Source organism: Shewanella livingstonensis (assembly GCF_003855395.1).
GTDB lineage: Bacteria > Pseudomonadota > Gammaproteobacteria > Enterobacterales > Shewanellaceae > Shewanella > Shewanella livingstonensis.
In genome coordinates this window covers 2,965,413-2,985,159 of record NZ_CP034015.1, presented here as the reverse complement: position 1 = coordinate 2,985,159, position 19,747 = coordinate 2,965,413, and the positions used below count along the sequence as shown (strand labels likewise).

General features: G+C 38.8%; 18 protein-coding genes and 3 pseudogenes. 7 read left to right on the top strand and 14 right to left on the bottom strand.

Annotated elements, in window-relative coordinates:
• Nucleotides 1-36: 36 nt before the first annotated feature.
• The 9 genes and pseudogenes from EGC82_RS12835 to EGC82_RS12795 form a co-directional block, all read right to left on the bottom strand.
• Nucleotides 37-804 carry a hypothetical protein gene (locus EGC82_RS12835; protein WP_124731113.1) on the bottom strand — a complete coding sequence of 256 codons (768 nt, stop codon included), beginning with the start codon at nucleotides 802-804 and terminating at the stop codon, nucleotides 37-39.
• 40 nt (nucleotides 805-844) lie between these two features.
• Nucleotides 845-1,330, bottom strand: coding sequence for a hypothetical protein (locus tag EGC82_RS12830; RefSeq protein ID WP_124731112.1), 486 nt, complete (start codon nucleotides 1,328-1,330; stop codon nucleotides 845-847).
• 408 nt (nucleotides 1,331-1,738) lie between these two features.
• The gene (locus tag EGC82_RS12825; RefSeq protein WP_124011573.1) at nucleotides 1,739-2,488 is read right to left on the bottom strand and encodes an IS5 family transposase; all 750 of its coding nucleotides are present in this window, start codon (nucleotides 2,486-2,488) and stop codon (nucleotides 1,739-1,741) included.
• A 167-nt stretch (nucleotides 2,489-2,655) separates the two neighbouring features.
• A pseudogene (locus tag EGC82_RS12820) lies at nucleotides 2,656-3,108 on the bottom strand (transposase); the annotation flags it as partial.
• Nucleotides 3,109-3,183: 75 nt separating this feature from the next.
• Nucleotides 3,184-3,948: an IS21-like element ISShfr5 family helper ATPase IstB gene (gene istB / locus EGC82_RS12815; protein WP_124731111.1), complete on the bottom strand. Its 765-nt coding sequence runs from the start codon at nucleotides 3,946-3,948 to the stop codon at nucleotides 3,184-3,186.
• A gap of 30 nt (nucleotides 3,949-3,978) precedes the next feature.
• Nucleotides 3,979-5,524: pseudogene (gene istA / locus EGC82_RS12810) on the bottom strand (IS21 family transposase).
• Nucleotides 5,525-5,973: 449 nt separating this feature from the next.
• Nucleotides 5,974-6,171 carry a CPXCG motif-containing cysteine-rich protein gene (locus EGC82_RS12805; RefSeq protein ID WP_124731110.1) on the bottom strand — a complete coding sequence of 66 codons (198 nt, stop codon included), beginning with the start codon at nucleotides 6,169-6,171 and terminating at the stop codon, nucleotides 5,974-5,976.
• A 249-nt stretch (nucleotides 6,172-6,420) separates the two neighbouring features.
• Nucleotides 6,421-7,017, bottom strand: coding sequence for a tRNA (pseudouridine(54)-N(1))-methyltransferase TrmY (gene trmY, locus EGC82_RS12800; RefSeq protein ID WP_124731109.1), 597 nt, complete (start codon nucleotides 7,015-7,017; stop codon nucleotides 6,421-6,423).
• A gap of 290 nt (nucleotides 7,018-7,307) precedes the next feature.
• Entirely contained in the window at nucleotides 7,308-7,562 is a 255-nt protein-coding gene (locus tag EGC82_RS12795; protein WP_124731108.1) for a hypothetical protein, read from the bottom strand.
• Nucleotides 7,563-8,041: 479 nt separating this feature from the next.
• Here EGC82_RS12795 and EGC82_RS12790 point away from each other — a divergent pair, with 479 nt between their 5' ends.
• The 4 genes from EGC82_RS12790 (at nucleotide 8,042) to EGC82_RS12775 (ending at nucleotide 11,332) form a co-directional block, all read left to right on the top strand.
• Nucleotides 8,042-8,899, top strand: coding sequence for an STAS/SEC14 domain-containing protein (locus tag EGC82_RS12790; protein WP_124731107.1), 858 nt, complete (start codon nucleotides 8,042-8,044; stop codon nucleotides 8,897-8,899).
• 25 nt (nucleotides 8,900-8,924) lie between these two features.
• On the top strand, nucleotides 8,925-9,149 hold the full coding sequence (locus EGC82_RS12785) for a hypothetical protein (RefSeq protein ID WP_124731106.1): 225 nt from the start codon (nucleotides 8,925-8,927) through the stop codon (nucleotides 9,147-9,149).
• A gap of 271 nt (nucleotides 9,150-9,420) precedes the next feature.
• Nucleotides 9,421-9,663 carry a YecH family metal-binding protein gene (locus tag EGC82_RS12780; RefSeq protein WP_124731105.1) on the top strand — a complete coding sequence of 81 codons (243 nt, stop codon included), beginning with the start codon at nucleotides 9,421-9,423 and terminating at the stop codon, nucleotides 9,661-9,663.
• Nucleotides 9,664-10,078: 415 nt separating this feature from the next.
• Nucleotides 10,079-11,332: a coproporphyrinogen III oxidase family protein gene (locus EGC82_RS12775; RefSeq protein WP_244212465.1), complete on the top strand. Its 1,254-nt coding sequence runs from the start codon at nucleotides 10,079-10,081 to the stop codon at nucleotides 11,330-11,332.
• Nucleotides 11,333-11,836: 504 nt separating this feature from the next.
• Here EGC82_RS12775 and EGC82_RS12770 read toward each other — a convergent pair.
• Both EGC82_RS12770 and EGC82_RS21740 read right to left on the bottom strand, forming a co-directional pair.
• Nucleotides 11,837-11,985: pseudogene (locus EGC82_RS12770) on the bottom strand (tRNA (pseudouridine(54)-N(1))-methyltransferase TrmY); the annotation flags it as partial.
• 159 nt (nucleotides 11,986-12,144) lie between these two features.
• A complete protein-coding gene (locus EGC82_RS21740) occupies nucleotides 12,145-12,267 on the bottom strand; it encodes a hypothetical protein (RefSeq protein WP_279630000.1) in 123 nt (40 codons plus the stop codon).
• Nucleotides 12,268-12,952: 685 nt separating this feature from the next.
• Here EGC82_RS21740 and EGC82_RS21735 point away from each other — a divergent pair.
• The 3 genes from EGC82_RS21735 (at nucleotide 12,953) to EGC82_RS12760 (ending at nucleotide 13,817) form a co-directional block, all read left to right on the top strand.
• A complete protein-coding gene (locus EGC82_RS21735) occupies nucleotides 12,953-13,081 on the top strand; it encodes a hypothetical protein (protein WP_279629999.1) in 129 nt (42 codons plus the stop codon).
• 120 nt (nucleotides 13,082-13,201) lie between these two features.
• A complete protein-coding gene (locus EGC82_RS21375; RefSeq protein ID WP_208646900.1) occupies nucleotides 13,202-13,384 on the top strand; it encodes a hypothetical protein in 183 nt (60 codons plus the stop codon).
• A gap of 1 nt (nucleotide 13,385) precedes the next feature.
• Nucleotides 13,386-13,817, top strand: a complete 432-nt coding sequence (locus EGC82_RS12760; RefSeq protein WP_124731103.1) for a hypothetical protein — start codon at nucleotides 13,386-13,388, stop codon at nucleotides 13,815-13,817.
• Nucleotides 13,818-14,146: 329 nt separating this feature from the next.
• Here the strand turns inward: EGC82_RS12760 and EGC82_RS12755 are convergent, their stop codons facing one another.
• The 3 genes from EGC82_RS12755 to EGC82_RS12745 all read right to left on the bottom strand — a co-directional run bounded on the left by EGC82_RS12755 (nucleotide 14,147) and on the right by EGC82_RS12745 (nucleotide 19,745).
• The gene (locus EGC82_RS12755; RefSeq protein ID WP_244212464.1) at nucleotides 14,147-16,135 is read right to left on the bottom strand and encodes an alpha-amylase family protein; all 1,989 of its coding nucleotides are present in this window, start codon (nucleotides 16,133-16,135) and stop codon (nucleotides 14,147-14,149) included.
• 98 nt (nucleotides 16,136-16,233) lie between these two features.
• Complete coding sequence (locus tag EGC82_RS12750; protein WP_124731102.1) at nucleotides 16,234-18,153, bottom strand: glycoside hydrolase family 13 protein; 1,920 nt, start codon at nucleotides 18,151-18,153, stop codon at nucleotides 16,234-16,236.
• A gap of 68 nt (nucleotides 18,154-18,221) precedes the next feature.
• Nucleotides 18,222-19,745, bottom strand: coding sequence for a tryptophan halogenase family protein (locus EGC82_RS12745; RefSeq protein ID WP_124731101.1), 1,524 nt, complete (start codon nucleotides 19,743-19,745; stop codon nucleotides 18,222-18,224).
• Nucleotides 19,746-19,747: the final 2 nt, after the last annotated feature.

Here is a 19,747-nt window from a genome sequence, read left to right as displayed (position 1 = left end):
ATTCTCTTTTAATTTTTCATAGGAAATTAGATAACATTAAATTAAACCTTTGTCTTTACATACCATAAGACTAATTTTACCTAGTTGCTTGGATACGCTCATTGGCTTGCACATTAATTTTTGAATAGTGTCATCACGATGTAGATTATCTTCAAGAGATTTAAACATAAACTTATCACAAGATTTAGTTACTATGCTAAAAGCAAAGTTTTGGTAAACTTTGTCATTTTTTGATGCAGCTAAGCTAACTGCATTTTGTAACTTCTCATCAGAACAAATTTCATTTAGTTTAGTTTTTGCCGCCATTTCATAAAGTTGAATTAATTCTAAGGGTTCACCAGCCATCTGATTTCTGTTATTTTCTACCAGCCCCGCAGCCACTTTAGGACCATCATTGTTAAAGGCTAAAGCGTAACCTAGCATGGACATGCATTCATTATCAAAGCGAGTGTTACAGTTCGGATTAATGAACAATCCACTCTTAAATATGCTACTCATGATTTTAGTATCTTTAAGTAGAAATGGATACCTAGATTTTATAACTGAACCATGTTCAATATTACCGTGAAAATTTCCGCTGGCCATATTTTGTTCAATTAAATTGGCGAATGATTTTTTAGCTAAAATTCTCCATTCTAGAGAACGTTTTGAAGGTGATATTTCAGGTAAAATATCAATAGCTTCCTGAAAACTTCCTTGTTTTACGAGTATCTGTATTTCTTGCTCATTCACCGTATCACTATAGCAGTGAGCATTGGTAGAGAAACTAAAACAAAGCAATGTAGTTACTAAAAAAGTTTTCATTTTATTCCTTAAAATGAATAAGTTCATAACAGTCTAATATTTACCAAAGTGCTTTAAGTAGTTTTTCAAATTTTGAATCATAAGCAGAAGATGCATTTAGTTCCATTAAAAGGGTTCCGCCTTCATTTTCAAGTTTGAATGAAGCATCTCTTAATTCCTGATCTTTATGACCAGATATGTTTATTTGCGATATCTTAGCAAGCTCACTTTTATACATTTCTGCATATTCACCTTGAGAACATATTTCGGTAAGGTTCTCTACAAGTTTGACTATTAATGCACCACTGAAACGTACAATTTGTTCCTGTGAGCGTCTCAGTTTTTTATAATCGTAACTGTCGTAATTTGTCCAATCAATATTGAATTTAACCTCTTTATTACCACATGCACTGACTAGTTTTACTTTTGCTTCTTGTATGCTCTCTTCTGCTTTTTTTATTTCTATTTTTGTTTTCATATCTGCTGCATTAGCTGTAAATGAGGAAAGCGTTAACAGCGCAATTGTAATAATATTTTTTTTGAACATTATATTCACCTTAGTCTATAAATTGTGTTGGGAGATTTAAGAATAAAATGAAATATTTATTCATTCGCCTTGATGATAACTTAAATAACATAGTTACTTTTAATGTAAAAAGCATCTCTTCCTTAAGAAATTTCGAATAATATACTGCGTACTTAGCTCTGTTTCAAGAGTCTTTTATTGTTTTCATAGAAAACAATTTTATTTAGTGCTTTAGTAGTAGTTAAATAAGGCGTAGTCGACGTGTAACTGTGTAGTACTTTATAATGTTTATTTTATTTTTTAGTTTAAAAATTAGAGTCACAAAACCATCACTTATGATTGCTTTATATTTTATTGCATTATATGTGATGTTAATTGTATTCAGGGAATACTTGTTTTATTGTGAAAGCATTAGGGGCTGTTGATCTTTCACATTGGCAGCCAAATTATAGAGCAAGCTAGAGCCAGCAGGCTTTCAAAATTAATTTTCAATTTATCATAGCGGGTCGCTATCGCTCTAAAATGCTTAAGCCGAGCAAAAGCATTTTCAACTAAATGCCGATATTTGTATAAACACCAATCGATATCTCCATTTCCTTGCTTCGAATTTTGTCTTCTAGGGATCACTGGCTTGGAACCACATTCACGCACTTTATCTCTAATCGCTTCACTGTCGTAGCCTTTGTCTGCAATAATAAAATGACTTTGTGGCAACAGTTCAATAAGGGCATTAGCTGCTTTACTATCATGAACTTCTCCACCTGTAACAATGAATTCTATCGGTAAACCATAGCTATCTACCGCGAGATGGATTTTGCTTGTATTACCACCACGACTTAGCCCAATTGCTTGATTTTCATCAGATGATGCACCTGAACTGTGTTGATGGGCTTTTACATAACTTCCATCAATAAATTCCCATTCAGTATCACTATTAGTCGATAATGTTTTGAACAGCCTGAGTAAAATACCTTTTCTTGACCACAGTAAAAAACGACGGTAAATGGTATTCCATAAGCCAAAATATTCAGGTAAATCTCGCCAAGGGCAGCCGACACGCAATCGGTAAAGGATCCCTTCCATCGTAAATCGATGCTCTTGCTTGTTATAAACTCTATCATCAAGCAGAATAGCTTTTAGCTTCGACCACATCTCATCAGTGAGCATTAATCGGGGCATGGTAATCTCGTTGTATTTGTTTTTGGCGAAGTGAATTATACGAGATTACCTTCTTCGCACAAAATTCAAACAAAGATCAACAGCCCCTAGACTATTAATAACGGTAATATACATGATTAAAAGTATAGGTACAGGGCGGGGGCTGATTCTGAGGGATCCCCACGAATTTAATAGCATGCTTGTGGATCCTTGATTAACGATTGTAGCATCTTAATTCCTGCTAACCAGTGAGACTTCAGTAGCCTCAAAGACTTATCTTTATAGGCCCTTAATCCTATAAATTGATTTGATAAAACATTACAGTGCTTGATTGAATTCGCTTGGTATTGTCTATGTTTATCAGCCGCTTTAACTGCCAACCCTAACAGGTATAACATAAATTGAGATAAGCAGGCGATGAGTAACAATACGCTGAGCTTATGCGTAATCCTTGAGCCACTATCATTCATTTTCAAACCCGTTTTGACATCCCTAAAGCTCTCTTCTATTTGCATCCTCGTGGCATAAATTTTAACGACTCTTTTAGCTGCATTTCTGCTACTGCATAGCGATGTTGCCAGTAACCACGGCTCTTTTTCTCGCTCGGCACTTGTTCGTGACTGTTTACTCTGTCTAGTGCGTAATACCATGATGCCGATCGGTCAATACCATTCATGCAGATCACTTTTTTGTTCGCCAGTAGACCTCAGTAAAATCTAGCTTGAGTGATCGGCTTCAGTCAAGGAATTTAGTTTTTTTTGCATCGATTCACCTTTTAATTCTAACTTTATTGCCCCGTGAACAAGCCGATCTAAAATCGCATCGGCATGTGTCGATTCTCCTATCATTTCATACCAATTGGCTATCGGTAATTGACTCGCTATTAAGGTCGATTTTGTATCGTATCTCGCATCAATTAATTCTAGTAAATCGCTACGTTGTTGCGCTGTTAATGGCTCTAATCCCCAATCATCTAAAATCAGTAAACTCGCATTACTTAGTTTATTGATTAGTTTGCGATAACTACCATCCGCTTGCGCTAAGAACATTTTTTCTAACAGCTCTTTGAGTCTAAAATAATAAACGCTACTCCCTTGTTGGCAATGGTTTTGACCAAGAGCGCAAGCTAAATACGTTTTACCGCAACCCGTTGCACCGGTGATCAAGATATTTTGGTGAAGGCGAAGCCATTCACCTTGTGCTAATGAGCGGATCTGCGCTTTATCAAGCTGTCTTGCTGCACCATAGTTTAGTTGGCCAAGTGTGCCGCCAACTCTGAATTTTGCCTGGCTCGTTAGGCGATCAATTTTACGCTGGTCACGCTGCGTTATTTCATGCTCAAGTAATAAACTTAACCGCTCTTCGAAGCTTTGTTCAACGTACAGGTTGGGTTGCTCGTATTGCAGCAATAGCGCATCACGTATACCGCTTAGCTTTAAGTTACTTAACTGGTTATTGACTTGTTGATTGATATTTTGCATGGGATTTTCTTCATTTTATTGAGCTCTGGATTAATGGTAATAGTCGTTGCCACGGATATTTTTATGGTCAATTTCTTGTAGTAAATCACCTTGGGCTTGTGGTAATGGTTGTTTATCCAAGCCTTTTTCTAATATGTTCTTTACTTGTTTTACTCGCGTGACACCTGTGGCTAAGGCGCGATGACAGGCCGCTTCAAGCCGGTGGTCAGTAAACTTCTTGCCTAGGCTTAACAACCCCATACAAAGCACGGTAGCTTTGCTCTGGGTGCTTTTTAGCTTGCATCAGTTGCATGACAAATTGCTCAGTTGATGCGCCGAATTTACTTGCCCACTTTTCAAATCGCTGCGGTGTCCATTGCTGTTGCTTTTGATGAGCGATAGGCATGTGTAGCTCAAGTGTTGTATGCGCACCTTCTCGGTGCGATCTAGGGTGAACAGCCACTTGTATGCCTTGATGGTAGAGTGTCACCAATTGCCCTGAAGCATGGGCTTCAAGCTTTTGTTTAATCAAGGTATGTGGCACTGAGTAGTAGTGCTTTTCAATTTCTACATGATAATCAATATGCACGCTCACCTGTTTTACTAAGGTATAGCAGTAAGGCTGTGTGGGCAGTGGTTTGAGTGCTGGTCTGTCGATTGCGTCAAACTGACTGAGCCTTGAGCCAGGATGCTTTTTCATTTTCCTCTGATTTAAATCGACCAGTAATTCTTGTATTTTTAAGTTTAATTGACGCAAGCTAAAGAAGGTTTCATTGCGAAGACGTGCCATTATCCAACGTTCAACAATTTGCACACCCACTTCAGCCTTAGCTTTATCCTTTGGTTTATAGGGTCTAGCGGGCACAATGACCGTATCGTAATGTGTGGCTAGTTGTTGATAGGTTGGATTTAAATCTGGCTCATAACGACAGGGTTTGGTGACGGCACTTTTAAGGTTGTCAGGAATTATCAGCTCAGGAACGCCGCCAAGAAACTCAAAAAAACGGGCGTGACTCATTACCCAATCTTCAAGTTTCTGACTGTAAGTCGCTTCGGCATAAGTATAATTTGAGGCACCCATGACCGCGACAAACACCTGTGCAGTACGGCATTCGCCTGTACTTCCATCAACAATATTCATGGTTGGGCCACAATAGTCCACAAACAGTTTTTCTCCTGCCTTATGGTTTTGTCGCATTGAGGGTTTTTGGCATTTAAGCCATGCCTTGTACTGGCGGCAGAAGTGGGTATAACTGTAAAATCCTTCCGCATGTCGCTCTTTGTATTCCTCCCAAAGCAATAACAAGGTCATGGTTTTCGGTCGTAGTTCTTGTTGAACTAATGACCAGTCAGGGATCGTAAAGCCTTTTAATCTCGGCTTTGTTTTGAAGAATGCATGTTGCAGGGAGTGATCATCCCACTTTTCATCGAGCGGCCAGCAAGTGATGTCTAGCTCTGCTGATTTAGAGGCATATTTAGAGACGATTGAAGGTGAAACAGATAAGCTTTTTGCTATCTGACGATGACTGAGTTTACAGCCGTATTTTAGTCTTAAAATCTCTTTAAGTTTACGCATTGAAATAGGTGCCGTTGGCATGGTCATTCTCATCATCAAAAATGAAAAGAATAACGATTAAAAACACCTACTGGCTAGACAAAAAAGTGTACAAATTGAACGATACCATTCAAGCCGATCACTCAATACCATTTTGACCGAAAAGTGATCGGCATCGATGGTATTGAGTGATCGCGATGGATGGTATTAGGTGATCGGCTTAGATAGTATTAGGTGATCGCAATGCATGAGAATATGCAATAACTCACATTAGCAAAACTCACATTGGAAAATAAGAGCATTTTGCCAGACTAAGCCTACTTAACTGATACTGAGGTTTGGTAATAATGTGATATTAATAAGCTATCCATTTCGACTATTTTTAATACTAATAATTATTGTTGAGCAATCTACTGACTTACACAGCAACTTCATTTTACATGACGAGATTTTACTGCGTTATTAAAGTGCGAAAGCCAGTTTTAGATTGCTTAAAATGCTTCATCTTCACTGTAAACATTCACATTAAGCTCGCCATTAACACTTTCAGACACTAAAAAATTGATTGGTTTGCAGCATACTTGGCAATCTTCGATGTACTGTTCGCCCATATCGGATGAATCAATCAATATTTCAATAGTTTCGCCACAGTAAGGGCAATCTATAAGCTGCTCTGTTAATTGGTTCAAGTTGATTTTCTCCTAATTTGCTTAAATAGTTAACTTATTAACTTATTAACTTATTAACTTACTAACTTATTAACACGATAAAGTCAGTCGCTTAAGTGATTAACTAACACCATCCTACATTTGTATTGATGCTAAGCGAGTCGATGATTTAACAAGCAAACCAAGCTTTACTGTTTGTGTGAAAAAAGCGCTATAACATGAGCTGCCCAGCCCAGGCATATATCTGTTAAATACCGCAGGTCTCCACCATTACAAACGCATATCTAATTCATTGTGGATCAACACCACGCATTGTGATGCAAACAACATTTTAGGCCCCAAATTAATATGTTGGGTACCAAGACGCTTTAAGCTGTTAAAGCTCTTTTTAGGCATAGGAATATGATCGGTGAGCAGAAAACAAGGATTATGCGCAAACTCGACGTCTCGCACGGGTGTACCTTTTTTCTCTAGCATATACAATTGATAATCTTCGGCTAGTTCTTGGATTAACTTTTCAAAACTCACTGTGCGCACTGTAATACCCGGCTCAACCTCACGCAATTGCTCTTTAGTCATGCCCTTAGATACGGTTAATGCCTTAGCTATTTTATTAGTCAGGTTTTGCTCGTGAAAGCCACCAATATGGCCTAACTCACTTGAGCGAAAACAGATAGTACGAGAAAAGTCGAGGGTGCTTTCTAACACTAAATACACCACTACATCGTCGCGATGAGATTGGGCAACAAAGATAGTGTTCATTAAGGTGTGAGCTAAAATTTCAGTGTGAGCCGATTCGCCAATGCCCGCCAAAAACTGCTGACTATCAACGGGAGCCGCTCTGGCTCGAACTACAAAAGCGCGCATTGGTAAATCCTATTTAGGAGTAAATTAAGCATAAAGCGCATAACGTAGTCGAATAATCAATCAGTTACAGCCAAGTATAATGGCTATTATCACAGTTTTAAGCTTGGCTGTAACCTGATTAATCCACTCGGGTTCATTTGAGCTTTTACTGAGTCGTTACTTTTCCTCATCAGCTAGTTTAGCCATTCACTAAAGCTTATTTTATATCATGATCAAATGGGATACAGAGCTTTTTCAGTGGTGTACTCGCCTAACGCAATAATGAAGCTGTCTACAATATTAATAGGTTATCAAGAGTAGGGCGTAGCGGCTTCTTTTTGAGTGTTAAGTAAGGCAATTAGCTGTGTATTGAGCATTATCATTTGATTATCTATCATATTAAGCTGGTCTTGAGCTTGTTGTGAATTATCACCAGCGAGTTCTCGACGCTGTTGTTGTAATTCTTTTATTTGTGCTTTTAGTTCATCAATCTTTTTTTCGCTTTCGCTGTGCATATCGGCTTGTTCACTTTTTTCGGTTTCAGCGCGGGTGGCATTATTGTGCATCGTGGCGCCGAGTTCAGTAGATAATTTTTGTTGCCCTTCAGCTGAAATCGATACCGTATGTGATTGAGCAATCTGCGCGTTTGGCGATGCCTGTGGATCAATATTAGGCTTGGATCTAACTTGTGTATGTTGCTTATTTTTGAGTAATTGGCGATGCTGATGCCAAGCCTGAGATATTCATTAGCATTCCTTTCACGCCAATATAATATTTATATCGACCTCGATACTACAGGCTATAGTCTTAGGGACCTAAAGTGGATGACATAACTTGAGTATTATCGCATTGGAATAAAGTTAGCTTCGAATAAATAATGGTAATGGTTGAGCCATCTCAGTAAATATTAAACAAAACAATTGAATTCTGAAATGATGTCATTGATCAATAAGTGAACGAGTAAAACGCTTTAAGATAAAGTTATTGAGCAGTATGTTTTACATCACTCAGGATGAGACATATTCACCAAGAGAAGGAACATTCCATGTTGCAATTTATCCCCGTATTTGATGGTAATACCATTGCGATTAGAGCATCAGGAAAGTTAACGGCTGAAGATTATCAGACATTTTTGCCTCAACTTGAACAACAAATTAATCATTTAGGAAAAGTCTCATTACTTTTCGAACTTGATAATTTCTTTGGTTGGGACTTAAATGGCGTCAAAGCTGATGTTAACTTTGGTCTGAAATATCTTGGTGATTGTGATCGGATTGCGATAGTTGGCGATAAGTCGTGGGAACATTGGATGGCTGTTATCGCAAAGCCTTTCTTATTATCCAGTGAAGTGCGCTATTTTAACCGGGAAAATCTACAAGACGCTTGGGATTGGTTACGTGAAAAACAAGAGTTTGAAAAGGCAGCAGAACAATTACAACCCTATAAAAATATTGTGGTTGCAGTGGATTTCTCCTTGTATTCAAAGCATGCATGTAAACGAGCGATAGAATTGGCTCACTACTACCAAGCTTCGTTAACATTGCTCAATGTTGTTGAAGAAGTTATCCCTTACACATTATATGGCGATCCAGCAGGCAATAACGTTGTAGATCTCAATATCATTGAAAATCAAAATAAACAGGCTATTAAGGCTGCTCAGTCTCAGATGAAAGCTTTTGTGAACGATCTAGATATCGATTTTACTCTTGAGGCAAAAGTGATTTGTGGTGAGGTCAATTATAGCATTACGTCTTTCTTGGAAGCGCAACATGTTGATTTAGCCATTTTTGGCGCTAAAAAGAAACAAGGCATCAACAAGTTATTGGGCTCCGTACCACATTATGTTCAACATCATAGTCGTTGTGAAATATTAATCGTTCCCGTTCAAGAGTCTGTATTTTAACGTGTTATGCCCAAGGAGTATTGCTATGTCTGCTGTACAAAATATAGAAATTGAACGCTACCATGACCAGATAACCGAAGATATTCGTCAAGTTGTAGAGCGGTATCGCGAAATTATGGCGTGGGATGTCCCTGATAATGACACTGTTGAGGCTGATAGGCTTATCTTTCAAGCCATTCATAACGCCGTTGTTGATATTGAAACAAACTCAAAAAAGGCTGAAGCCACGCATAACGATGGCTGTGAATAAACAGCTGATGTTGCTAGGTTTGACTTGAACACTAGAACGCCGACAACTAAGTGAATTGATAATCTATCAACAAAGCTTTGTTAATAACTAATTGCTTATTGCTTTTGGGTTCTATCAGTATTTTTATGCCGATAAACTGGGTATTAACAGCATCTATGTTAAGACAGGCATCAAGAAAGGTATTTTCAAATCTTGTGTGTGAGATCCGTATTTATGACTAAAAAATACGTTATAAAGTACAAATAAATGACACTTTTCAATTGGAGATACTATGTCTGAATCCGTTCACGGCCATCAAGTTATGCAGATGATGTTAACCCACGGCTCTGCGTTAACGAAGCAAGAGCTTAAAATGATGATGGAAACTACCTTTGGCGCAGAGACTCGATATCATACTTGCTCTGCAGAAGAAATGGACGCTGAGATGCTGATTACGTTTTTAGAAGGCAAAGGTAAGTTTATTCCGAGTAATGGCGGTATTACCACTGCAGCCGATAAAATCTGTAATCACTAAAGTAATCAAGGTGATAATATGTGGCTTATTACTAGTTGGTTCTAGATAAGCCTACTATAAATATAACCTAACATTAGATACCCCTTCAATATTAATCACTCACTCTTCAGTGATGATGTCTGGCTCGGATAAATCGATATCATCAATTAAGCACACTGCCCCCGTTAAACCTTTGAGGTTCAATATGTGATCAACATCAAATTTTAACAATAAGAAGGCTCGTATTGTATAGGTAAAGGTGTAGGTGCGGTTATACAAGCAAATATAGATTTTTTAATATCATGCAAATAATCGCGGTTAAATAGCATATTTACGTCGACATGCCATTGGCAGTATCTCAGACTAGGGCCAACTCATGAACACATTCTTAACGTCCTCAAAGTTAAACATCGCCACAAACAGCCTTGACTGGGTTATGAATCAAACAATAAGGCATTCGTTAAATCTGCAAGATGCTGTAGCACTTGATGAATTACAACAGCTGATTGTGCCAGATAAACCGATTGAAACGCTTTATATCCACATTCCTTTTTGTCATACCTTGTGCCGTTATTGCTCGTTTCATAAAATTAAATTTAATGAACCAGTAGCCCGAGAATACTTTACCGCGCTGAGACAAGAAATTCGCCAAGTGCTTGCCAAAGGATTCCGTTTTAATCGAGTGTATATTGGCGGTGGTACTACCACTATTTTAGAAGATGAGCTGATCAAAACAATAGAGTTGATTAAGTCATTAACATCAGTACGTGAAGTCACTTGTGAAAGCGATCCTATTTATTTTAAAGACGGTAATCCGCATTTACTCAAAGGTTTGGTCGACCGTATGTCTATTGGAATACAAAGCTTTGACGATAAGATTTTAAAAGCGGTTGGCCGCTTTGAAAAGTTTGGCAGTAGTTTACAACAAGCTGAGTATGTCAGTCGTGCTATCGAAATCATACCTACAGTCAACATTGATATGATGTATGGGTTTAAGATTCAAACACCTGAAGCAGTTGCTATTGATTTAGCACAAGCCATCCGGTTACATCCTGATCAAATCACCACCTATCCATTAACCCTTGGCATTGGTAAAAACCGTAAAAAAGCTGGTTGCCTTGCTGGCGAACCTAACGCGTTATGGCCTCAATTTTTGGCAGTTAAAGAAGCTTTGGCGGAGCATTATGTGATGGAGTTCCCGTGGACCTTTAGCCGTAACTTTGGTCAGCCAGTTGAACATAAATATGTATTAGATGGCGAAGACTGCTTCGGTGTCGGCTCTGGCGCATTTGGTCGTTTTGGCGAGCAATTTAGAATTTCCAGTTTTGATATTCCAAATTATATTCACCGTATCAAAGCAGGACATAGCGGCACTTGTTATACCAAACCATTAAAAACCAAGGCACTTTCACAGCATTATTTAATGATGATGATGGGCCTTGGCTTGCTGAATAATCAACAATGTAAAGCCTACACGGGCAAGTCTTTGTGGCACGCATTCCCGTTAGAAATGAGTTTTTTAATTTCAGCTGGAGCACTGAATAAGCAGGGCGATAATTATATCACTACGGTTGAGGGTCAGTTTATTGCGCTTAAAATGTTTTCAGGCTTTTTATCTGGCATGGATTTTCTTCGCGAGCAGGCCCGTGAATTACCCTTAAGCGCAATTGAAACGCTGGCAAGTATTTAGAGTCTGTTGATCTTTCAAGGTTATTTTTACAGCGAATTGTAGGCCATTACTAACCTAAATAACTGCAAGGCAGAGACTTTGAGGTATCGTTATTCTACATAAGAAGTCGATAACGCCGTAAAAATAGTCAACAAATGCTGTTCGAAATGTCTGGCTAAAAAGGTTTTTCTCTTTGTTGAATTCATCCTTGCGAATAAAGAGTGGCTTGAATGACTAGGCATCAATCCATTCGCCTCGATTAACACGTTTTTAACTCGAAAAAATTTAACCAGCAAAGATCAACAGACCCTAGGCAACACCAAAAAAAATCCAAAGTGCTATGGTCATAAAAGAAAAGAAACTCAGTTGGATCCGTGCTTCATCACTATAGTGTTCTAGATATTCCATATAAAAGGGCCTCCTTATGCAAACTTGTTTTTACTGAAGTGAATAACTAAAAACTTGAGTGCAGTATGCAAGTGCTCTCTAATCAATAGGGTAAAGTCTGGTTAAAGCTGCTGATGACTATAGTCTCATGTCTAATTCATTGTGAATTAATACCACGCATTGCGATGCAAACAGCATTTTAGGACCCAAATTAATATATTGTGTGCCTAAACGCTTTAAGCTGTTGAAGCTTTTTTAGGCATGGGGATATGGTTGGTTAATAAAAAAACATGGGTTTGAACCTTTTACTCATAATTATTTAATAGGAATAGTGCCAGTATTCATTGTGTTCTCCATCATGGATGCCATTTTTATTTTTTGCTTCTGCATCAACAGCGTTCATGCAGCTAGGTGTTAATCTTCTTTCTACTGAATCACCACACCATTTAGTGGATTGATAATCCCTCTGGATTATCAATCCACTCACTCACTATTTTCACTGGTTTATCACCACTACCACAAGCTGCTGTAAATGTTACTAATAAAGACGTTAATATTACTTTGTTCATGAGATTAACCTTAGAAATAGAAGTGGTATTAAATGTTAGGGTCATATACTCGGGCATTTTCGCTTGAGCTTGTTTATATGCTTGAAGTGTTAGTTGAGATAATGACGATTAAACCATGATTTTTCAATAATCATAAATGATGTGCATTAGCGATTAGCGTACAGTTTTGTATAGGTTAGATGTTAATAACAAGCCAAATATGGCTATATAATTCTGTTAGCTGCATCAATTTTAATACAGGCGCCAACAATAATATTTTTCAAATCTTGTGTGTGAGAAATAGACTGACCAAAGCTTCTATTGCCCTGTTGCTGTTGCTGGGGCAGGGTAAGATCGTGAACGTTTTTAATACTGATTAAGTATGCTTTTAGAGCTATATTTGTTCAATACGTTATCACTTCATGAGTGATTGGACGTTATTGAGTATTGAAATTATTTATGGTGTTCAAAAAACACACACTCATGCTGTTGCCCTGGGCTAACATTGAATTAGGCTTAGTACTTCAAAAAAGAGTGGCATGTTTCGATAATTACATACTAGTTGATAATTGTTTTGCTATTTCGATAGGGTAAAATTAGAAAGCTTCATCCACATTAAGGTTGATTTTTTACCTAACCATTAACATCATTAAAGATGAAATCATAAACACTAAACAAAAATAGTGGCTTAAAAGGAGTTTTTAATATGAGCATAACTAGAGCTGAAGTAAAAATTACGGTTGCTAAATTAATTGAAGCGTCATATTCGAAAGACAAAGGTTTAACAACAAAAATAATGGCTGAAAAAGGAAGTTTTAAGCTTACTGTTGATTAGAGTGGAACGGCTACCTTAAGCGGAAATGCTGGTGTATTAACATTCAGCGGGACACCTACTCTTGAGAAAATAGGTATTAAGGTCAAGCGTATTAGTATTAGCTTTGAAAATAAAGGTGAAATGAATATTGGATATAGTGCAACTGTAAATTTTGCAATCATAAGTTTAACTGTTAATTGTGATTTTGATTTAGAAGAGCTTATCACTTCATGTTCAGGTTTATTGTGCTCAGCAGCGGCGAGAGCTCTTAAAGATCGAAATAGGGCTTATGAGGCTGAATTAGAAAGCATAATGGGAAGATAATATGAGATCAATTACTTTGTTTTTAGTATTATTTTTATCTGCATGTGCAGTAAAAATGAATAATGGACCATTATATTCAAGCTATTATCGATACGAACAATCTGTGAGTGTTGATAATCTACACAAGTTGCAATCTGATTTTTTTAGTTCAAATTTAATAAAAGATTTGAACGTAAATGAGTCTGAAATAACTGAACAATTACTCTTTAAAAAGTACATGTTTAAGCAAGAATCACACTTTGAAAAAATAAATGAGAAAGTCGGGTGCTTATCTATTAATGGATTCGATAATGAGAACATGCCAATATCCTTCAATATAAAATATATTGCTGAAAATGAGCACTGGCTTATAGAGGGAATTGGAGTTTTATTTGTAAATTCGATTGCTGATTTTACTGATTCAGCTAAATGTCCCAGTGAATATCAAAATTGAATTTAACGTCAGGATATTTGACTGATAATCTGAACTCAACATGGCCACCAATCCAAAATTGGCGCAAGATATTATTGGAGCAATTAATGATCCTGATATGTCCATAGAGTTAAAAGATAGAGTTGCTAAATAAGAGTCAGTAAATATACAACTAAATAGGCAATAATATTAAAAAATAGTCACATATAGGCTTTCTCTTATGTACCTATGTCCAAACTGATTAATACCGATAATAAAAACCCTCTAGCTGATGACTAGAGGGTTTTGCAGTGTGATTGGATTAAGCCTTTCAACTCGCTGCTTTTGGTTTATGGCTTTTGTTTAGTGATTTAGCGTTGTAATGCCATAACGACTGATTGCAGTGGGGCTAATTGCACATCAATAGTAGCACTGCTGTCGCTTTGTAACACGAGTGGTCTAGCTAACTGAGTGGTACTGAGTAAGTTTTTAACTGCCGTGTTTTGGGAGATATGCCATTGGTTAATCAAAGTGTGTGGCAATGTTAGGGTAAACATTTTGCTGTGTTGTTGGCTAAAATTACTAACAATAATCAATTGCTGCTCGTTGTTAAAACGGCTAAAAGCAAATACCTCGTCATCGTAACCTTGAGTATTGAGCTGGCGCTGTAGCGTATCTAATTCGACATACTCGCCTTGAAGCGCGGTTGCACTATGGCTAAGGTTTAACAAGGTTTGATAATAAGCACGTAATGTCTTTTCATCAGATGTTGACTGTCCGCCATCAAACTTGCCGTTGTTCATCCAGCGTTGATGAGCTGGTACGCCCACATAATCAAAAATACTGGTGCGGGTCGGTTGTCCAAAGCCTGCATTTTCAGCGCCTGATTCACCTACATCTTGGCCAAAATACAATAAGGTTGGTGAGCGACTTAACGTGGTCGATACCACCATAGCAGGTAAGGCGTTAAATGGATTGCTGGCAAAGTCGACCGTGTTGATGCGTTGTTCGTCGTGATTTTCTAAAAAATGCAGCATGTGCTGATCGATGTCGCTGACTTTGGCGTGAGCTGTCGCAATGGCTGCTGTACTGGCCTTACCGTGAATTATGGCTTTTAAGGTGTCATATAAATCGACTTTGTCGTACAAATAATCCATTTTACCTAAATGAATATAATCACGATATAAATCTGGGTTATACACCTCAGCCAGGATAAACGCATTTGGATTAGTGTGTTTGATGTGACTATTGAGGTAACTCCAAAATTCAACTGGTACCATTTCAGCCATGTCATAGCGAAAACCATCTACGCCTTTGGCTAACCAATACTGGGCAATGTGCTCAAACTTACGCCATGAATCGGGAATATCATCGGCCGCTTGTGCTTGCCAAAAGGCTAAATGCTCGGCTGCCGTTTTATTAGCATAATCATTAGGCAGGGCTGGGAAGTCATGGCTACCATCAGGTTTAACGCCATAGTTTATTTTAACGGTTTCGTACCAATCGTTGGCATCCGGTTTGGCTAAACGTGAGCCATTGCCTGTCCATTTAGCCGGTGATTCGGCAAACATACCATCACTGAGGGGATGTGTTTCACCGCCTAATGCTTGATAGCCATTCGACGCTTGTGGGACTTGGAAGTCTTCACCGACCACATAATAGAAATTGTTGTGTCTACTATAGGTGTTAGTTTTATCGTCGTTAGCACCAAAGTCTAGCTCGCCTTTGGGGGCTGAAATAGAGTGATAATTGCGCGCGACATGATTAGGTACGATATCGATAATCACCTGCATATCATTGGCATGGGTTCGGCCGATTAAGGCTTCGAATTCTGCCAAGCGGTTAGCCGGATTATTAGCCAAATCTGGATTAACGTTGTAATAATCTTTTACCGCATAAGGTGAACCTGCACGGCCTTTGACGACATCAGGATCATCATTGCCAATTCCGTAATTTGTATAGTCATTGACCAACGCATGATGCGGTACGCCGGTATACCAAACGTGAGTGGTGCCTAAGGATTTAATATCTTGTAATGCCACATCGGTAAAATCACTGAATTTGCCTACGCCATTTTCGGCAATCGTTCCCCAAGCTTTATTGGTGGTATTGGTGTTGCCATACAGGCGAGTGAATACTTGATATACCACCGGTTTGCCTGTTATTGCAGTTTGATCTGTTTGAGTAACTGATACGTTTTCGTTATAGTTATCGTTTTTTACAGTAGTATCAGTTTGTTCAATGGTATTGGGTTGGCAAGCGCTTAATCCTAACCCCAGCATACAGGCTAGTACCAATGCCTTAGAGGTTGATGAAGGTTGGTGAAGTTGGCTTGCTAACGGTTTAGTGATGGGGCCCATGAGTCTCTCTTTTATTATTTTTATGGGAGTGGTTCTATTGAAGAACATAAAACCACTTCTTAATTTCAAATAATGGATCAAAATATCAGTGATAAAAATCAACGGTTCAGTTTAAGAATCGTGACACCTTTATTTGATAACGTAAGCGGTTTAGATAATGAGTACGATTGTTTACTGATAATATCAACGCCAGCAGTGTTGTCATTAATAGCCGGTTTAAAGCGTTGTAAATCAAGCTCAATGGCTTGGCTGTTTTTATTGTAAATGATCAGTAACGTTTCATCGCCTTGATGACGACTTTGAACATAAACACCGTCTTTTGGCACAAAGTGCTGTAATTTACCCTGTTGAATCGCTAATGAATTTTTACGGTAATTTAATAATGTACGTACGAAGGTAAGTGCTTCGGTTTGTTGTGCATTCAAACCTTTACCTGTAAATACATTGACACTGTCTTGCGGCCAGCCACCTGGGAAGTCTGCGCGTACAGCTCCGTCGTTACGGTCTTCTGTAGGACTTTGCATGACTATTTCTGAGCCGTAAAATATTTGTGGAATACGATTGCTGGTCAGTACATAAGCCATGGCCATTTTGTACAGTTCAATGTCGTTTTTCAGTAAACTGTAAATACGGTTAGTGTCGTGATTACCTTCAAATAACACTAACTGGCTTGGGTTGGCATACACCACGTCGTTAGCCAACATTTGGTAAAGATCGATAAATCCAGCGCCCCAATTTTCCTCTTTAGTTAAGCTTGCTATAAGAGTGTCATACAGCGGAAAATCCATCATGCTAGGTGCAAAAGATTGATAACCATCTGCATTTTTCTTTCCAGCTTGCCAGTAACTTACCGTCACTGGGTTACTACTCCATTCTTCACCAACAATATTAAAATGCGGGTATTCATCCATAATGGCTTTTGACCATGCTGTTAGAAAATCTTTGTCAGCATAAGAGTAGGTGTCTTCGCGAATACCGCTCAGCCCCGCGTATTCAACCCACCAAATACTATTTTGAATTAAGTATGTTGCCATGTGCGGATCGCGTTGATTGAGATCTGGCATAGTGACGTCAAACCATCCATCGCTAAAATCTACCGTGTCTGCATTCACAGAGTAAGGATCTTGTACGGTGGTGCGTCTATGGCTTGAGTAACTGACATCGGTTGGATCTTTTAGCCAACGTGATTGGCCATTAATCCAAGTGTTGCTCGGCATACTGCTCATCCACTTATGACCGGAGCCCATGTGATTAACAACCACATCTTGGATGATGCCAATGCCAAAGGTTTGCGCTTCTTCTACCAAGGCTTGGTATTCTTGATTGCTACCAAAGCGAGGATCTATTTTATAAAAATCAGTAGTGGAATAGCCGTGATAAGAATATTTTTGTTGGTTATTTTCAAGCAAAGGATTAATCCACAACTGAGTCACGCCTAAATTATGCAAGTAGGGCAGAGCTTTGCGGATCCCCATAATATCACCACCATGGCGACCACCGTCAAAACTACGGTCAGCTTTTTCAAGCATGTCTGGGTGGTTATCATTGTCGGGATTACCGTTAGCAAAACGATCTGGAGTGATTAAGTAAATCACATCTTTATTACTAAACCCTTGGCGATCGCGTGAACCTTTTTGACGGGTTTGCAGCTCATAATCAAATTGATCAACTAATTGGTCGTCTTTATATAGACCCAAAGTAAGTTGTTGTGGTTTAGCTTGGCTTAAGTCCAAATTAACGAATAAATGGTCGTTACTGTCAGTTTTATCTACGCTGTTGAGTGTGACACCTTCAGCCTTGATTAATTTCACTTGGGTGTCGCGAATGTTATCGCCAGCAATCAAAATTTGTAACGTAGGTTGTTGCATACCCGCCCACCATGACATGGGCTCGACGTTAAGTGCGGCATTCACCGACATGGCGCTGACACTGAGGGCACAGCCCAATAATAAACGTGATGAGAGCTTGCTGATGCGGTGTTGGCCTAGTGGCGTTGGGTATGAGTAATGTGATGACATGATTACTGGTCCTGTTTTATGTAATTTATTTTTATTCTGTTCACTCATTATTATTTAGAATTAATCGCTTAACATTTTTTTATATAGGCTTCATGGGTCGGCATTTGGTTAACCGTGGTGGCAATGACCTTACGGATATTGCTTAAATAGTCGGTTAAATCGACTTGGCTGACAGCTTGGGTAAGTGGATGATAATCTAAAGGAATAATGCCTTGCCCTAACATGACCTGGATCCAGGCCGCTTCGGTAAAGAGTTCATCTTGATGCCGAAAAACCGTTGCAGTGGTGCTAAATAAATCTATTTTACGTTGCAAGCTTGCGGGAATGTCCATATCGCGACATTGCTGCCATAAACCGTGTTCACCGCCTGCTGATTGTTTAGCATTAAGATGATAGTGCAAAATAATAAAGTCGCGAATTTGTTCAAACTCAGTTTGTGATTGGCGATTAAACTCATCAATGTGCTGTGCTTGAATGCCGTTTCGGGGAAATAATTTGGTTAAACGAATTATCGCCGATTGGACTAAATGTAAGCTGGTGGACTCTAACGGTTCTAAAAATCCGCTCGATAACCCAATAGCAACACAGTTTTTATGCCATTGCTTGACGCGCCTGCCTGTGGTGAAGGTGATTTTACGTGGCTCGGCTAGCGGTTTTCCGTCTAGGTTGGCTAATAAATGCTGCTTAGCTTGCTCGTCGCTCATATGTTTACTGCTATACACAATGCCATTGCCAGTGCGATGTTGCAGTGGAATACGCCACTGCCAACCAGCATCATGGGCGGTTGCTTTAGTGTAAGGCGTGAGAGGAGATGTGCTTTCACATGGCACGGCATATGCGCTGTCACAGGGGAGCCAATGCTGCCAGTTTTGGTATTCTACCCCTAATGCTTTTTCAATTAATAAAGCAGAAAAACCGGAACAATCAATAAATAAGTCACCACTAATACAGCGACCATTTTGAAAGGTGACACTGTCTATCGAGCCATCATTTGTGAGTTGAGTGCTGGTTATAGTGCCTTCTATTCGAGTTACGCCACGTTGTATGCTGTATTGGCGTAGCAAGTTGGCGTATAAGCTGGCATCAAAATGATAGGCATGGGTGATACCACTCATCTGCGCTTGAGCAATACTTTGAATAGGTTGGAATTTATTATGTTTAGCGGCCTGATAATTAAGCGAGTATTGCCAAAAGTCATTCGCGTTAAATGAACTTTGATTTTGTTGGCTACAATTAGCTTGAGCGCTGAGCCAATAATGATGAAACGAGGTAAAGCCTAAGTCACGGCCAACATTGCCAAAAGCGTGCATGTAAGCATCGCCTTGTTGGTGCCAGTTTTCAAACTTGATGCCCAATTTATAGGTTGCTTGGGTAGCTTTGATAAAGTCACTTTCACTAATGCCTAATACGCTGTTAAATATCTGTAGCGGCGGAATGGTGGCTTCACCCACACCTATAGTGCCGATGGTATCAGATTCAATGAGAGTGATATTAAGTTGTGTTTTAAACAATTTGGCTAACATGGCTGCGGTCATCCAGCCCGACGTTCCGCCACCTACAATGACAATGTTTTTTATTATTGTTTGATCCATTG

What these genes read in the sequence shown, in the direction of transcription:
- EGC82_RS12750 (WP_124731102.1), bottom strand. Translation starts at nt 18,153, where the DNA reads ATGTCATCACATTACTCATACCCAACGCCACTAGGCCAACACCGCATC.
- EGC82_RS12790 (WP_124731107.1), top strand. Translation starts at nt 8,042, where the DNA reads ATGTTGCAATTTATCCCCGTATTTGATGGTAATACCATTGCGATTAGA.
- EGC82_RS12825 (WP_124011573.1), bottom strand. Translation starts at nt 2,488, where the DNA reads ATGCCCCGATTAATGCTCACTGATGAGATGTGGTCGAAGCTAAAAGCT.
- EGC82_RS12795 (WP_124731108.1), bottom strand. Translation starts at nt 7,562, where the DNA reads ATGCACAATAATGCCACCCGCGCTGAAACCGAAAAAAGTGAACAAGCC.
- EGC82_RS12785 (WP_124731106.1), top strand. Translation starts at nt 8,925, where the DNA reads ATGTCTGCTGTACAAAATATAGAAATTGAACGCTACCATGACCAGATA.
- EGC82_RS12745 (WP_124731101.1), bottom strand. Translation starts at nt 19,745, where the DNA reads ATGGATCAAACAATAATAAAAAACATTGTCATTGTAGGTGGCGGAACG.
- trmY (WP_124731109.1), bottom strand. Translation starts at nt 7,017, where the DNA reads ATGCGCGCTTTTGTAGTTCGAGCCAGAGCGGCTCCCGTTGATAGTCAG.
- EGC82_RS21740 (WP_279630000.1), bottom strand. Translation starts at nt 12,267, where the DNA reads ATGAACAAAGTAATATTAACGTCTTTATTAGTAACATTTACAGCAGCT.
- EGC82_RS12775 (WP_244212465.1), top strand. Translation starts at nt 10,079, where the DNA reads ATGAATCAAACAATAAGGCATTCGTTAAATCTGCAAGATGCTGTAGCA.
- EGC82_RS12760 (WP_124731103.1), top strand. Translation starts at nt 13,386, where the DNA reads ATGAGATCAATTACTTTGTTTTTAGTATTATTTTTATCTGCATGTGCA.
- EGC82_RS12830 (WP_124731112.1), bottom strand. Translation starts at nt 1,330, where the DNA reads ATGTTCAAAAAAAATATTATTACAATTGCGCTGTTAACGCTTTCCTCA.
- EGC82_RS12780 (WP_124731105.1), top strand. Translation starts at nt 9,421, where the DNA reads ATGTCTGAATCCGTTCACGGCCATCAAGTTATGCAGATGATGTTAACC.
- istB (WP_124731111.1), bottom strand. Translation starts at nt 3,948, where the DNA reads ATGCAAAATATCAATCAACAAGTCAATAACCAGTTAAGTAACTTAAAG.
- EGC82_RS12755 (WP_244212464.1), bottom strand. Translation starts at nt 16,135, where the DNA reads ATGGGCCCCATCACTAAACCGTTAGCAAGCCAACTTCACCAACCTTCA.
- EGC82_RS12835 (WP_124731113.1), bottom strand. Translation starts at nt 804, where the DNA reads ATGAAAACTTTTTTAGTAACTACATTGCTTTGTTTTAGTTTCTCTACC.
- EGC82_RS21735 (WP_279629999.1), top strand. Translation starts at nt 12,953, where the DNA reads ATGAGCATAACTAGAGCTGAAGTAAAAATTACGGTTGCTAAATTAATT.
- EGC82_RS21375 (WP_208646900.1), top strand. Translation starts at nt 13,202, where the DNA reads ATGAATATTGGATATAGTGCAACTGTAAATTTTGCAATCATAAGTTTA.